At 46.7% G+C, this 14878-nt stretch carries 14 protein-coding genes; all 14 read right to left on the bottom strand.

Annotation, left to right across the window (positions count from 1 at the left end; all coding sequences use genetic code 11):
- On the bottom strand, positions 1-303 hold the full coding sequence (gene ureA, locus FIV04_RS02975) for an urease subunit gamma (protein ID WP_032551330.1): 303 nt from the start codon (positions 301-303) through the stop codon (positions 1-3).
- A gap of 129 nt (positions 304-432) precedes the next feature.
- Complete coding sequence (locus tag FIV04_RS02970) at positions 433-1362, bottom strand: urease accessory protein UreD (protein ID WP_150895761.1); 930 nt, start codon at positions 1360-1362, stop codon at positions 433-435.
- Positions 1359-2054, bottom strand: coding sequence for an urea ABC transporter ATP-binding subunit UrtE (gene urtE, locus FIV04_RS02965; RefSeq protein ID WP_150871123.1), 696 nt, complete (start codon positions 2052-2054; stop codon positions 1359-1361). Before urtE ends, FIV04_RS02970 begins: the two co-directional genes overlap by 4 nt.
- A 1-nt stretch (position 2055) precedes the next feature.
- Positions 2056-2898, bottom strand: a complete 843-nt coding sequence (urtD, locus tag FIV04_RS02960; RefSeq protein WP_032551327.1) for an urea ABC transporter ATP-binding protein UrtD — start codon at positions 2896-2898, stop codon at positions 2056-2058.
- The gene (gene urtC / locus FIV04_RS02955; RefSeq protein WP_152468212.1) at positions 2895-4118 is read right to left on the bottom strand and encodes an urea ABC transporter permease subunit UrtC; all 1224 of its coding nucleotides are present in this window, start codon (positions 4116-4118) and stop codon (positions 2895-2897) included. Before urtC ends, urtD begins: the two co-directional genes overlap by 4 nt.
- 10 nt (positions 4119-4128) lie before the next feature.
- Complete coding sequence (gene urtB, locus FIV04_RS02950; protein ID WP_152468211.1) at positions 4129-5757, bottom strand: urea ABC transporter permease subunit UrtB; 1629 nt, start codon at positions 5755-5757, stop codon at positions 4129-4131.
- Positions 5758-5934: 177 nt separating this feature from the next.
- On the bottom strand, positions 5935-7221 hold the full coding sequence (gene urtA, locus FIV04_RS02945; RefSeq protein ID WP_150895763.1) for an urea ABC transporter substrate-binding protein: 1287 nt from the start codon (positions 7219-7221) through the stop codon (positions 5935-5937).
- Positions 7222-7536: 315 nt separating this feature from the next.
- Positions 7537-7764 (bottom strand): zinc ribbon domain-containing protein, encoded by a 228-nt coding sequence (locus FIV04_RS02940; protein ID WP_152468210.1) that lies wholly within the window; start codon positions 7762-7764, stop codon positions 7537-7539.
- Positions 7765-7803: 39 nt separating this feature from the next.
- Positions 7804-8802 (bottom strand): sensor domain-containing diguanylate cyclase, encoded by a 999-nt coding sequence (locus tag FIV04_RS02935; protein WP_152468209.1) that lies wholly within the window; start codon positions 8800-8802, stop codon positions 7804-7806.
- 287 nt (positions 8803-9089) lie between these two features.
- Positions 9090-9977, bottom strand: coding sequence for an alanyl-tRNA editing protein (locus FIV04_RS02930; RefSeq protein ID WP_152468208.1), 888 nt, complete (start codon positions 9975-9977; stop codon positions 9090-9092).
- A gap of 73 nt (positions 9978-10050) precedes the next feature.
- Positions 10051-11532, bottom strand: coding sequence for a ribosome biogenesis GTPase Der (gene der / locus FIV04_RS02925; RefSeq protein ID WP_032551321.1), 1482 nt, complete (start codon positions 11530-11532; stop codon positions 10051-10053).
- 159 nt (positions 11533-11691) lie between these two features.
- Complete coding sequence (gene bamB / locus FIV04_RS02920; RefSeq protein ID WP_150871109.1) at positions 11692-12852, bottom strand: outer membrane protein assembly factor BamB; 1161 nt, start codon at positions 12850-12852, stop codon at positions 11692-11694.
- Positions 12853-12862: 10 nt separating this feature from the next.
- Positions 12863-13477: a YfgM family protein gene (locus tag FIV04_RS02915; RefSeq protein WP_032551318.1), complete on the bottom strand. Its 615-nt coding sequence runs from the start codon at positions 13475-13477 to the stop codon at positions 12863-12865.
- An 86-nt stretch (positions 13478-13563) separates the two neighbouring features.
- Positions 13564-14832 carry a histidine--tRNA ligase gene (gene hisS / locus FIV04_RS02910; protein ID WP_032551461.1) on the bottom strand — a complete coding sequence of 423 codons (1269 nt, stop codon included), beginning with the start codon at positions 14830-14832 and terminating at the stop codon, positions 13564-13566.
- Positions 14833-14878 lie beyond the last annotated feature (46 nt).

Here is a 14878-nt window from a genome sequence, read left to right as displayed (position 1 = left end):
TTACACAATCGGTTCGTGAACAGTCACCAACTTGGTGCCATCAGGAAAGGTGGCCTCGACTTGCACATCGGGGATCATAGAGGGAATGCCCTCCATCACATCATCGACGGTGAGAAGAGTACGCCCAAAATCCATTAACTCGGAGACGGTTTTTCCTTCTCTCGCACCTTCGAGAATGGCACTGCTGATCAGTGCGATGGACTCTGGATAGTTAAGTTTTAAGCCTTTGTCTTTTCTCTGCTGCGCGAGCATACCTGCGCAGAAAATGAGGAGTTTGTCTTTTTCTCTTGGTGTTAATTCCATTTACTTGCCCACTGTTCGTCTAGATACTTAGCTCATTTTCCTTCTGAACTAAGTTAATTTTTCACACAGCAAGCGAAAAAAAGTACCGAGGGCTGGAAGTCTACCCTCGGTACAAAAATGGGCAGGTCGCTAAGTCGCCCAAATCCTTGGTAAATCAGGGGTGGAGCCACAAAGGTGTGAGCGCGTTGCTTGCCATATCTGTCCAAAGGCTTGGAGTATGTCTTCACTCCAATGACCTAAAGCCCGGATCACAATCAACCCTTCAATTTGTGTCGCGCCCATAATTAATGAGGACTTACTCGATGAACCAAAATGAACAGGTTGCAGTGAAGCTTGCTGTGTAATAGATAAGAGCAAGCTCTGTACCAACTCTAAATCTTGTGGCTCATCCGCGGTAATATAGAAAGTCCCCATCATCGGATAGTTTAATAACCCCATATTTATCATTAACTTATCACCACCATGAAAGTTAAAACCTTCGGTAAGCAATTTCTTGTTATCTAAATAGATTTCGGTTTTCCCAACCAGATGTCCTTGCTCAAATCCCTCATTTTGTGCAGGCCGACCAAAACAGTGCATCTCCCAACCCCAAAACTGTGCACCTTTTTCAAGATAGATTTCAGTGTCTAAGCGAACATGCGCATCGGGGAAAAAGATGTTCTCTTGTGGCATCCACTCAAGGCGCGCATCTTTAGCGACGTGCAGCATCTGTTTCTGCTTTGCGTACTTAGCGTTAGAACGATAGAACTTGGTAGCACCCGGTGTTGTGATCAGAGTGTGCGCTCCACTTTCTACTGAGATATCAATATTTAAGGTATCCCCTCCCACAACACCACCCGGTGGATGCAGCAGGTAGCTGTGACAGGTTTTGCCATCGGGATACAGAGGTCTCTGCACAGCAAGAGGCCCCAACTGATAGCGGTGCTTGAGTACGGTTTTGTCACCACGGTCTGCAAAGGTAAGATTCAAATTGGCTTGCCAGCCGTCTCTCACATCTTCTTCAATTGCCATCCCAAGTGGCTGCGCGTCTTCCAAGATCGCGTTAAGTACATCGCTCATACCGTGAGATACTCCTTTATCAATTTTTCATCGAGGCCTTCCATTTCGCCTTCTGCTACTTGTCGGCCTCGGTCAAGAATGCAAAAACGATCGCCAACCTTGCGAGCGAACGGCAGCTTCTGCTCAACGAGCAGTACCGTCAGTCCCATCTTTTCGTTGAGCATCCGGATAATGTCGCCAATCTCCTGAACAATATTCGGCTGAATGCCCTCGGTCGGCTCATCCAGAATCAGCAGCTTCGGATTGACTACCAAAGCTCTACCGATCGCAAGTTGCTGCTGTTGACCGCCAGACAGATCGCCTCCGCGACGATGTAGCATCTCTTTCAATACCGGAAACAGATCGAAGATAAACTCCGGGATCTTGCGATCGCCTTTGTCACGGATAGGCAGTCCAACCTCTAGGTTCTCTTGAACCGTGAGCATAGGGAAGATTTGACGCCCCTGCGGCACATAACCAATTCCCTGTCTTGGACGCTCTTCTGCATCGGTTTTCAACAGAGATTGTCCAGAAAGCGAGATGTCACCACTTTCAACTTTGACCAACCCCATAATGCACTGCAACAAGGTGGTTTTACCGACGCCATTACGACCCATAAGTACGGTGCACTTGCCTTCTGGAATATGCATATCTAGATCCCACAAGGTATGGCTTTCACCGTAATACTGGTTAACGGATTTCACTTGTAACATCTTATTCTCCCAGATAAACCTGTTTCACTTGTGGATGCGCTTGCACTTGATCCATGGTGCCTTCCGCCAATACATGACCTTGGTGAAGTACCGTCACGTGGCTGGCAATCGAGCGCACAAAATCCATGTCGTGCTCAACCACCACCACCGAGTGCTTGCCTGCCAGTGAGTTGAGCAGTTCAGAGGTACGATCCATCTCTTGGTGAGTCATGCCCGCCACAGGCTCATCCACCAGCAACAACTTAGGGTTTTGCATTAGCAGCATGCCGATTTCCAACCACTGCTTCTGACCATGAGACAAGTTGCCCGCAAGGTTGGTCGCTTCTTCGTGCAAGTGAATCAATTCAAGTACAGAGAGCAGCTTATCTTTCTGCTCACCGTTCATCACCGCAGTGAAAGTTCCCCACACTGAGCGCACGCCAGACATTGCTAGCTCTAAGTTTTGCCACACAGTAAGGCACTCAATCACAGTTGGCTTTTGAAACTTGCGCCCAATGCCCGCGTTGGCAATTTCAGCTTCATTCATCTTCAAAAGATTGATGTTAGAGCCGAGCCATACCTCTCCTGTATCGGGTTTGGTTTTACCGGTGATGATATCCATCATGGTGGTTTTACCCGCTCCATTCGGACCTATGATGCAGCGCAGTTCCCCTTCCTTGATATACAGATTCAGATCATTGATCGCCTTGAAGCCGTCGAAGCTTTTATTCACCCCCTCCACATACAGCAAAATGTTATGGCGAGTATCAATCGCAGGGTGCACATCTGGCTTGAGATAATCGAAGACTTGATCGCGACGTGTCAGTGCGCTCACCGAATCTTTCAGAGAGTTCAATGTACTCATGCTGTCACCTCCTGTGGTTTGATTGATGAGCCACCCGTATTGTCTGAACTAGGGTTGGAAGGCGTGTTATTCGATGAATCATTATTAGAAGAGTCAGGTTTTGACGCACGGGTTTTCTTGCGCAGTTGCTGCCACTTATCGCTGATAAAGCCAATCACACCTTGTGGTAGGTACATGGTCGATAGGACAAACAGACCGCCCAGAGCGAATAGCCACACCTCTGGGAATTCGACCGTAAACCAGCTCTTGGCATAATTGATAATAAGCGCACCAACAATCGCACCAAACAGAGTGGCACGACCGCCCAAGGCAACCCAAACCACGACTTCGATGGAGTTAAGTGGAGCAAATTCACCTGGGTTGATGATGCCAACTTGAGGCACATACAGAGCACCTGCAATGCCTGCAATCACCGCCGATAGCACAAATACCCACAACTTGATGCCATCAACGTCATAGCCCATGAAACGAGTACGAGACTCAGTATCGCGAATAGCCAGCGCAACACGACCTAAACGGCTTGTTACCACCATACGACAAACGATGTAGCTAACAATCAACGCTAAGCCCGTGCATACGAATAGACCAATTTTGGTCGCGTCGCTCTGCAGGCTAAAACCGACAATATCTTTAAAGTCAGTCAGGCCATTGTTACCACCAAAGCCCATCTCATTGCGGAAGAACGCCAGCATCAACGCATATGTCAGCGCCTGCGTCATAATCGAGAGATACACGCCCGACACTCGTGAGCGAAATGCTAAGTAGCCGAACAGGTAAGCCAACGCGCCCGGCACTAACAACACCATCAAGCAGGCAAACCAGAACTGATCAAAACCGTTCCAGAACCAAGGTAACGCCGACCAATCAAGGAACACCATAAAGTCAGGTAAGATAGGGTCACCATACACCCCACGATCGCCAACCTGACGCATCAGATACATGCCCATCGCATAACCACCAAGAGCAAAGAATGCCCCGTGTCCAAGGCTGAGAATGCCTAGGTAACCCCACACCAGATCAAGCGCCAACGCCAACATCGCATAGCTCAAATACTTACCCATCAAAGAGACGGTAAAGGTCTCAACATGAAGTGGGTGCCCGCTTGGCAGTAGCGTATTGGCCATAGGCACCAATATCACCGCAGCAAGAAGCACGAGTATGGTCAACTGACCGCCCTTATCACCTCTCAAGGCTGAGAGAACAAAAGATTTCGACTGCATAATGTTCTCCTTAACCTTCAGCCGCGCGCCCACGCTGTGGGAATAGCCCGCGTGGTCGCTTTTGAATAAATAGAATGATGAAAACCAGTACTAAGATCTTAGCGAGAACCGCGCCTGCCCAAGGCTCTAAAATCTTGTTAAACAGGCCTAAACTTAAACCTGCCACTAAGGTGCCCCATAGGTTACCGACACCGCCAAACACCACTACCATGAATGAGTCGATGATGTAGGCCTGTCCCATGTTCGGGCCAACATTGGTCAATTGAGAGAGAGCCACACCCGCAACGCCTGCGACACCAGAGCCTAAGCCGAAGGTCATTGCATCTACACGCTCAGAGCGAATACCCATAGCACGAGCCATTGCACGGTTTTGAGATACGGCACGTACCTGCAAGCCAAGTGGCGTTTTTTTCAGAACCATAAGCAGTCCCATAAACACCAATGCACAGAACAAAATGATATAGAGTCGGTTATAGGTCAGTGACAACATCGGATTTAGCTCAAGCGCACCTGCCATCCACTCTGGTGTACTCACAGAGCGGTTAAGCGGCGAGAAGATACTGCGAACCGCTTGTTGTAGGATCAAGCTGATACCAAATGTCGCAAGTAGCGTTTCGAGTGGGCGACCGTAAAGATGACGAATAACAGAACGTTCGATAAGAATGCCAACTAACCCAGAAACGATGAAAGCAACAGGAATCGACAATAGCAGCGCAGTACCAATATGGTTTGGCATCAACAGTTGCAGAACATAGGTTGTGTAAGCGCCTATCATGATCAGCTCGCCGTGAGCCATATTAATCACGCCCATGACACCAAACGTAATCGCCAAGCCAATGCCTGCTAAGACCAATACAGAGCCTAGGCTCAAACCGAAGAAGACAGTTTCAACGCCTGAGTAGAAAGCTTGGCTCTGCTGATATTGATCGAGCGCGCGCTCAGCCGCATCAATGATCGCGGGTTCACTCTCTTTACTAAGCAGTGAATTAAGCGTTTTAAGCACCACGGATTGCTTGAAGTCACCGAGTGTTTCGATAGCTTCGATACGCGACGCTGCATTAGCTTGGTTGTCTTGAGAAGTATGTACCGCCAATAGCAATGCCATTAAATCAGCGACACGATCATTCTCTTCGCTAGGCTGCATTAGCTCAATACGCTCTATGATGGCGCGATCTTTGGTACCAAGCAGGTTGTTGACCGATTGATAGCGGATGTCTGAATCTTTGCTATTAAGCCCCATTGAGGCGATTTCAATACGTAAGATTCCACGCAGTTTGTTGTTTACGCGAACCTTTTTAAATTGCTTAGTCGACTCAACCGCCAGAGTCTCATTACTCCATGCAGATTGCGCCTGAGTGGCTGTTTTGATCCCTTCAATCAAATACAGCTGTTTGTAGTAGTCGCTCTTTCTGTCACTCACATAGTAGAGCGTGCCATTAAGCCAACTGGTCAAGAGTGGTTTTGCAACGCCTTCCGGTTGCGAAGCAATGAGCCATTCAATGGCTGACTCTTTCTCTGACGTTTTTTTACCAACTAGCGCCTTGGTAAAGCTTGCGTTGTCGGACACATCGGCCCACGCAAACTGTGCACTGACGACCAGAAGCAGCAGTGCCTTAAACACGTTTAATACGTTTTTCATTTATTGTTCCTTAACCCACCAAGCACGTTTTTATTCAAGCCACGTTTACGCAGCCTATTGTTATAGTTCCTTGGAAACTGATTGCTGCTTGGATACTCATCCTGATTTGGGCGCACTAACGAAGGCGCCCTCGGCGAAGTTGACTGAAATGCCAAGGGCGCACGTATCCAGGTTTGCTTAGTTGCTACCTGAACACTTCTTCGTTTCTACGTTGAAAGCACCACACGAGAACGGCTTAGACCAGCTAGAGTACAGCTTGGCTGATTCCGGTAAGTAACTTGACCATGCGTCACCCGCCACAAGGCCTGTGGTTTCCCAAACAACTTCAAATTGACCGTCATCTTGGATCTCACCGATCAGTACTGGTTTAGTGATGTGGTGGTTAGGTAGCATGGTTGAGTAGCCACCTGAAAGGTTAGGAACTGAAACACCAATCAATGCATCTTGTACCGCTTCTGCATCCGTGGTGCCCGCGTTTGTCACAGCTTGAGCCCACATGTTGAAGCCGACGTAATGTGCTTCCATTGGATCGTTAGTCACGCGTTTTTCGTTCTTGATAAAGGCTTGCCACGTCTCAACAAACTCTTCGTTGGCTTCAGTGTCCACACTCATAAAGTAGTTCCAAGCTGCAAGGTGACCAACCAATGGTTCAGTATCCATGCCCGATAGCTCTTCTTCGCCCACCGAGAAGGCAATCACAGGAATGTCTTCAGATGAGATGCCTTGTGCGCCCAACTCTTTATAGAATGGAACGTTCGCATCGCCATTAACCGTTGAAACTACAGCTGTCTTTTTGCCTGCATCGCCAAATTTCTTGATGTCAGAGACAATAGACTGCCAATCAGAGTGACCAAATGGCGTGTAGTTGATCATAATGTCTTCTTGTGCGACACCTTTCTCTTTCAGGTAGGCTTCAAGGATCTTGTTGGTTGTGCGCGGATAAACATAATCGGTACCCGCAAGTACCCAACGCTCAACTTCGAGTTCTTCCATCAAGTAATCCACAGCTGGAATTGCCTGTTGGTTTGGCGCAGCACCCGTATAGAAAACGTTTTTCGAAGACTCTTCACCTTCATATTGAACTGGATAGAAGAGAATACTGTTGAGCTCTTCAAACACTGGCAACATGGATTTACGAGAAACCGATGTCCAACCACCGAACACCACATCGACTTGCTCTTTTTCAATCAACTCACGGGCTTTTTCAGCAAACAATGGCCAGTTTGACGCAGGGTCAACGACAACAGGTTCAAGCTTTTTACCCAATAGACCACCTTTCTTATTCTGTTCATCTATTAGCATCAGAACCGTATCTTTTAGTGTGGTTTCACTGATCGCCATAGTGCCCGACAAGGAGTGTAGAACCCCTACCTTGATCGTATCTTCCGCAGCAAGAACGCTTGCTGAAGAGAAAGAGAGTGAAGTACATAGTGCAGCTAACGATAATTTGAACACCTTGTTCATAGTTGTTACTCCATAATTGTTTTTTATTATCCAATTACAGAGCTACAAGAAGGGTGCCAAGCTATCTATAAAGCTAAAAATAAAATAAACAATTGATTTTTAACAACTTAAAATTATTAAGAGCAACTATGGTGCAAATTGCACTATGTGTACTGATTCATGGTGGTGCAGTTGTCTGAGAAATGAACCAATATGAAACATGACCGCAATAAAAAAGCCCAGCTCGTTAAGAGCTGGGCTTAAAAATTGAAACATATTTTAGGACGAGACAGTATTTTAGGGCGAGATAAATAGAGTAGACAGGTTGTATCTGGGTTAAGCCGTCGGCTTAAACTCAAATGTCACTCTCGACTTAGACTTAAGCTCATTACACTTATCGTTACAGAAGTAACTAGCCGCACCGCAGGCCTGAAGCTTCTCAAGTTGGCTCTGACAATCTGGACAGTAACCAATCTTAGTGAAGTGCATTGAACAGTTTTCGCAGTGGTATTGCCCGTCCCAACCTAATTCAGACTGACACTGAGGGCAGATATTTTCGCTCATATCGCATTCCTAAATCATCAACTATGGCTAACTCTACGCTTAGTGCACTTTCGATTGCTTGATTTGATACATGTTCTTGTCTGCTTGCGCGATCAAACCACTCAAACCATTGGGATTTTTCTCAAACGCCATTCCAACACTAACCGAAAATTGAGTACCATCGATGTACAACGCCTCTTGCAGCGTACTGTTGAGCACTCGATAAGTTTGGGAGAAACTCTCTTCCGAATTAAAACAAGAGAACACTACAAACTCATCTCCACCATAACGCCCTACTTTGGCGCACGCTGTCGTCGCGTCGTCCAGAACCTTAGCCACTCTCTCTAGAATTTCATCACCGAAACGGTGCCCATAGGTATCGTTGATCGACTTGAACTTATCAACATCCACAAACATACACCCCATGATCTTTTCACCAAAGCAGCGCTTTTCCAGAACTTTCTGAGCTTCAAAAAGTAATGCTCGACGATTAAGGCATCGAGTTAACGAATCACGAGTCGCATAATATTGCAGTTGATCCTCAAGTTCATATTTCTCTAGTGCAACAGAGTAGAGTGATGCTAGTAGCTCTAGTATTTCAACTTCGAACTCATGGGGCTCAGAAGGACATTGGCTGTAGATAGCGAAAGTGCCAAGGACATGGTCATTGGATGAGAGGATAGGAACCGACCAACAAGCATGTAGATTCGCTTGCTGAGTCAAAGGTAAGAAAGCAGCCCAATTGGGGTGTTGGTTAATATCCGAAACGATAACAGCTTTCTTACGCGCCGCCGCTTCCCCACACGAACCGATACCTTCGCCAATTGAAACACCCTCAATTTTCTCATTATAAAATTGAGGCAAGTTTGGGGCATGTTCAAGATGCAAGGTCTGTGTGTCGGGATTGAGCATTAAAATCGAAGCCATACGCTCGCCGAAAAGATGTTCGGTGAGCTGAATGATCTTCTCATTCAACTCTTTGCGATCCAACCCCAGTGCGAGTCTGCGCAACAGGCTGTTTACGGAGCGATGTGCTTCCAATAAAAAATCTTTTTCCATTCACAAAAGCTTTATTAAGTGTATTGATAGCAACCCGTTCTTATGCAAGTTTACTTTTTACTCAATAATAACACACTAAGTAACCACGACACACAACTGAAGATCATAGGTTGATCTTTCGCTTTATCTATTTTGATCAGCGATCTACCCCAAAAAGAATATTTATATCACCACATACCGAAAGCATAAGTTACATGTGCTGCATTTGGATTTTAAACAGCACATAAAACCAATATATACTTAAATACGTCACCTTTGCAGAATATCCAGATTCGATCTGTGACTAATTATCCTCGATTTACATGCGTCTGCATTTCAATGTGTTGGTCATCAAGCTTAGTTAATTTCACGGCCAAGTTGCCAAGCTCAGCTGTACTATTGATATGAGCACCACCACAAGGGATTGAAATTAAAGTACTTTCATTTTTCTGCCATTGCCAGTAACGAGAATCTGTCAAACACTCACCATCCAGTTTCATTGCAACTGGACTTTTTTGCTCTAACCAATCAGCGATCGTTTGATTGACTGCGATTTCAATTTCAGAAAGATTTTCGAGCATATTCGCAACATTGAGACCGCGTTTTTTGAGAGTTTTGCCTAAGCGGTATTTGTCGGTACATAAATCAGGAGTTACAAAGCTGGTAACTTGGGCATAGCTGTTGAAATCGTAGTGACCTAATGGGTCTTTTCTGTCTGCATCTTTACGCCAGTATTGCTCAGCAAGTACCTGATTTAAAGCAAGGTATGCGACGTGTCCTGCACTGTGTCCACGGCTAAGGCTGTCTTGATAGTCTTGATCGACGTGAAGTTCAACAGGCTCACCAACTTCAATCGCTTCTGAAGAAGCCGGTAGTTGATGCACCACAACAAACGCCCACCCCTCTGTATCTCGCTTAACAGGAATATCTTCTGCAACGAAGAGTTTTCCAGTCGATTGTTCTATCGCTCCAACCAGACAGTCTTCTACCTCTATCTGCTGTTTATTAATAACAATGTAGCCACGGTCTGCAGGATGATCAGGCCAAATATGGCTGACTGGGTGAAATGGGGTTTTATCAACAACAAGGTACGTTTTCTCTGCTTGCTGCTCTAAGTATTGCGTGGTGGCGGTTAGGCTCCAAGTTTGGTGACAAAACTGAGTGATGGTTGGATTAATTTGAATCGATGTGGTCATGTTTTTTAGTTCTAATGAATTTTGCTTAAAAAAATACCCGAGCTCGGCTCGGGTATCAAATCAGTTATAAAGGTTACTTACGGCCTTTCATCATGCTCATCATGCGCTTACGTTTACGCTCTTGAGAAACAGTTAGCTTGTTAGTCTTACCTTCAAACGGGTTCTCACTGTTCTGGAACTGAATACGAATCGGTGTACCCATGATCTCTAGAGAACGACGGTAGTAGTTCATCAAGTAACGCTTGTACGAATCTGGTAGTTCACGAACTTGGTTACCGTGGATAACCACGATCGGTGGGTTGTAACCACCCGCGTGCGCGTACTTAAGCTTCACACGACGGCCACGAACCATTGGCGGTTGGTGATCATCAGTTGCCATTTTCATGATACGTGTTAGTACCGATGTACCTACACGTGTCGTCGCTGACTTGTAAGCTTCTTGAACAGACTCAAACAAGTGACCAACACCTGTACCGTGTAGTGCAGAGATGAAGTGGATACGTGCAAAGTCAACGAAACCAAGACGACGGTCTAGCTCTTTCTTAACGCGCTCTTTCACGTCGTTGTCTAGACCATCCCACTTGTTTACTGCGATCACAATTGAACGACCTGCATTCAAAGCGAAACCTAGTAGGCTCAAGTCTTGGTCAGAGATGTTTTCACGAGCATCAATTACAAGTAGAACAACGTTAGCGTCTTCAACTGCCTTCAGCGTTTTAACAACCGAGAACTTCTCAACCGTTTCGTTGATGTTCTTACGACGACGTACACCCGCAGTATCGATCAGAACATATTCACGCTCATCACGGCTCATAGGGATGTAGATAGAGTCACGCGTCGTGCCCGGCATATCGTAAACAACCACACGCTCTTCACCTAGGATACGGTTAGTTAGCGTTGATTTACCTACGTTTGGACGACCAATGATCGCAAGCTTAATTGGTTGATCTTGAAGGCGCTGGAATTCTGCTTCCGCTTCTTCTTCAGTGAAATCAACTTGCTCAGCTTCTTCATCTTCAAATTCAGTCAGATCGCTCACTTCACCCGCTTCCGCTTTTAGCGCTTCTGCGAATGGGTTTAGTGCTAGATCGATAAGCGCTGTTACACCACGACCATGAGCCGCAGCAATTTGATACATGTCTTCAACACCCAGTTGCCAGAAGTCCGCACTTGCTGCATCAGGGTCGATACCATCAACCTTGTTTACTACTAGCATTGAAGGCTTTTCTAGCTGACGAAGGTGCTTCGCGATAGCAATATCAGATGGTGTTAGACCAGCACGGCCGTCTACCATGAACAGTACAACATCAGCTTCATCGATCGCCGCTAATGACTGTTCTGCCATTTTTGTTTCAACACCTTCTTCAGTACCGTCGATACCGCCGGTGTCGATAACAATAAATTCGTGTTCACCAAGCTGAGCTTGGCCATATTTACGGTCACGCGTTAAGCCAGGAAAATCCGCAACCAATGCATCGCGAGTTCGAGTCAATCGGTTAAACAACGTAGACTTACCTACGTTCGGACGCCCTACTAGAGCAACAACAGGTACCATAACAACCTCTACAATTTCTTTTCTTAATGTAGTTATAGGTAAACACTTGTTCGCAAGTTTAAACTCTTACCTATAACCACACGCTTTATTAATTTTACAACAACAAAACGGCCCCTGGCTGTTACCAACCAGGAGCCGACTGTGAATTATATCACGCTTTTATTGGCTAATCGTCAGTTTCTTTACATCGCCGTTGCGAGTAACGACAAGGTAACCGCCAGCTAGCTCAATTGGTGCTACAGCAAAGCCACTGTCATCCACCAGCTGCTGGGCAACAAAGTCGCCTGTTGCGCGGTCTAGCCAGTGTAGGTAACCTTCTGTATCACCTACCACGACGTATCCGTTAATGATAGCAGGTGCTGTCAGTAAGCGATTTTCAAGCAGAGATGTACTCCAGATCTCTGTACCACTGCGCGCATCAACCGCAGCTAAGTGATCGTTATCTGTAACAACAAACAGACGGCTGCCATCACTTGCCAAATCAATAGCAGAAGAGTAGTTGCGTTTCCACACTGGTTTGCCTGAACGTAGATCAATCGCAATCAGTTGGCCATTAATACCGACAGTATAAAGCGTGCCACCCAGGACAACTGGAGAAGAGTCAACATCAACAAGACGGTCGATTTCAGTCGCGCCTTTTGGTGTGCCTACTGGTTGTTGCCAAATAAGCTGACCACGGTCAACGATAGCAGCAGCCAATCGACCATTTGCCGTTCCCCAGAACACACCGCCAGATACTGTCACAGGTGCACTGTCACCACGCAGGGTTAAGCTAGGAACCTCAGTACTGATGGTCCACTTTTCCTCACCTGTAGCTTGGTCAAGCGCCACCATCATGCCACGGCTGGTGTGAACCAAAACCATGTTGTTTTCTGTTGCAGGTGCCGCTAATACTTCACCATTAACAGAAACACGCCATAGCTCTTCACCGGTCTCTTCATCAACAGCGATCATCTCGCCATTTTCAGAGCCTAGGAAAACCTTGCCGTAGCCCGCTGTCAAACCACCAGAGATACGTGCAATCACGTCTTTCTCTAGATCGTTTCTCCAGATCTCTTTACCCGTTTCTGGGTCAAGCGCTTTGATCATGCCATCGCGGCTAGCAACAAACACTTTGTCGTATGCGTATTCAGGCGTGAGCTTTGAGAAGTAATGACCAACGCCATCACCCACTGAGTTAGACCACTCTTGAGAAGGCGTAAATTCACTCGTTACAGTTGGCACTGGTGCCATGATAACGGTGTCTTCTTCACCCGCACAGCCAGCAAGTAGCCCTAGAGCTATCGCACACAGTGTCGCTTTGGGAAACATCTTCTTCATTCAAAGCGCCTTATTTAGCTAAGTCGTCAAGTTTGATTTGAAGCGTTTGGCTAGCATCAACAGCTTGTTGTGCTTCAGTATAAGCCGCATATGCAGCATCGCTGTCGCCTTTACGCAGTGAGATATCACCACGCAGTTCAGCAACACGACCCTTCCAAGATTCATCAGTGATCGCCGCTAGTTCGCTAAGAGCTGCGTCAAACTCACCTTGCTCAGCTTTTACACGCGCTACACGGTAGCCTAACAGAGGAGCTAATGCCGCGTCTTTTGTCGCTGATTGTGCCCACTCAAGCTGCTCAAGCGCTGCTGCTAGATCACCCGCTTCTACTTGTACTTTTGCCAATTGCATCGCCGCAAGTACAGAGTACTCCGCGTCTTTGTTGCTATCGATGAACGCTTGGATATCCGCTTGTGCATCTAGGCCTTTTGCATCCAGTGCAGAAATAGCTGTGGTGTAGCTTTCAGAAGCTGCTTCACGTGCCTGGGTAACCGAGTCTTGGTAATAGCGCCAGCCAAATAGACCACCTAAACCAATCACAGCACCAAAGATTACAGCCTTGCCGTTCTCTTTCCACCAGTCTTTAATGGCTTCAACTTGTTGCTCTTCGCTATCGTAAAGTTCCACTTCCTGTCCTCTTTGATTCTTTTAAACGCCAGCAAACAGCTGGCGTTGAATATTCATATTGAGCGTTTGGTTGCTCAGCGGGCGACTTAGATTAGTGCTGCTACTTTTGCAGCAACGTCTGCTTGGGCAACAACTTCTTGTTCACCACCAACCAGATCTTTCAATACCACTGTGTTGTCTGCTACTTCGTTTTCACCCAGTACCAGTGCAACTACAGCACCCACTTTATCAGCGCGCTTAAATTGTTTCTTGAAGCTACCACCACCGAAGTGGTTCATTACACGAACGCCTTCAATGTTGTCGCGCAGTTCGTTCGCCAGTTGCATGCCCGCAATCATGGTGCCTTCACCTGCTGCAACCATGTATACGTCAACGCTGCGACGTACTTCTGTTAGCTCTAGAGTCTCCATCATTAGAACAAGACGCTCTAGACCCATTGCAAAACCAACGGCATTAGTTGCTTTACCGCCTAGTTGCTCAACTAGACCGTCGTAACGACCACCGCCACATACAGTGCCTTGTGCACCTAGGCTGTCAGTGATCCACTCAAATACTGTGCGGTTGTAGTAGTCAAGACCACGTACTAGACGCTCGTTAACTTGGTATTCGATACCCACAGCATCAAGAAGTTCACACAAACCTGCAAAATGTTGCTGTGACTCTTCACCTAAATATTCAGAAAGGCGAGGTGCATCACCAAGAATCGCTTGTACGTCTGGGTTCTTAGTATCTAGAACACGCAGTGGGTTTGTGTGCATGCGACGCTTACAATCTTCATCCAGAACGTCGATGTGTTGCTCTAAGAAAGCAACAAGCGCTGTACGGTAGTTTGCACGGTCTTCAGTAGAACCGATTGAGTTCAGTTCTAAACGTACGTGCTTGTCGATGCCTAGCTCACGCCATAGACGTGCGGTCATCATGATAAGTTCTGCGTCAACGTCTGGACCATCTAGACCAAACACTTCCACACCACATTGGTGGAACTGACGGTAACGGCCTTTTTGAGGACGCTCGTGACGGAACATTGGGCCCATGTACCACAGACGCTGTTCATCACGGTTGATAAGGCTGTTTTGGATACATGAACGAACACAACCCGCTGTGCCTTCAGGACGTAGAGTTAGGCTGTCACCGTTGCGATCTTCAAAGGTGTACATCTCTTTTGAAACTACGTCAGTCTCTTCACCAACAGCACGGCTAAATAGGTTCGTCTCTTCAACGATCGGCATGCGTACTTCGTTGTAGCCGTATGCGCTTACTACGCTTTTTACTGCGTTTTCTACTTTCTGCCAAAGTGGTGATTGAGTTGGAAGGCAGTCGTTCATGCCTCGGATTGCTTGGATATTTTTAGCCACAATTTTTTCCGTCATTCTTCACGACAAGGTGTGCCTAAACGCTTCA

It is taken from the genome of Vibrio sp. THAF190c, assembly GCF_009363355.1.
GTDB lineage: Bacteria > Pseudomonadota > Gammaproteobacteria > Enterobacterales > Vibrionaceae > Vibrio > Vibrio fortis_A.
The sequence above is the reverse complement of the archived record's forward strand: the minus strand, read 5'-3'. Positions and strand labels throughout refer to the sequence as shown.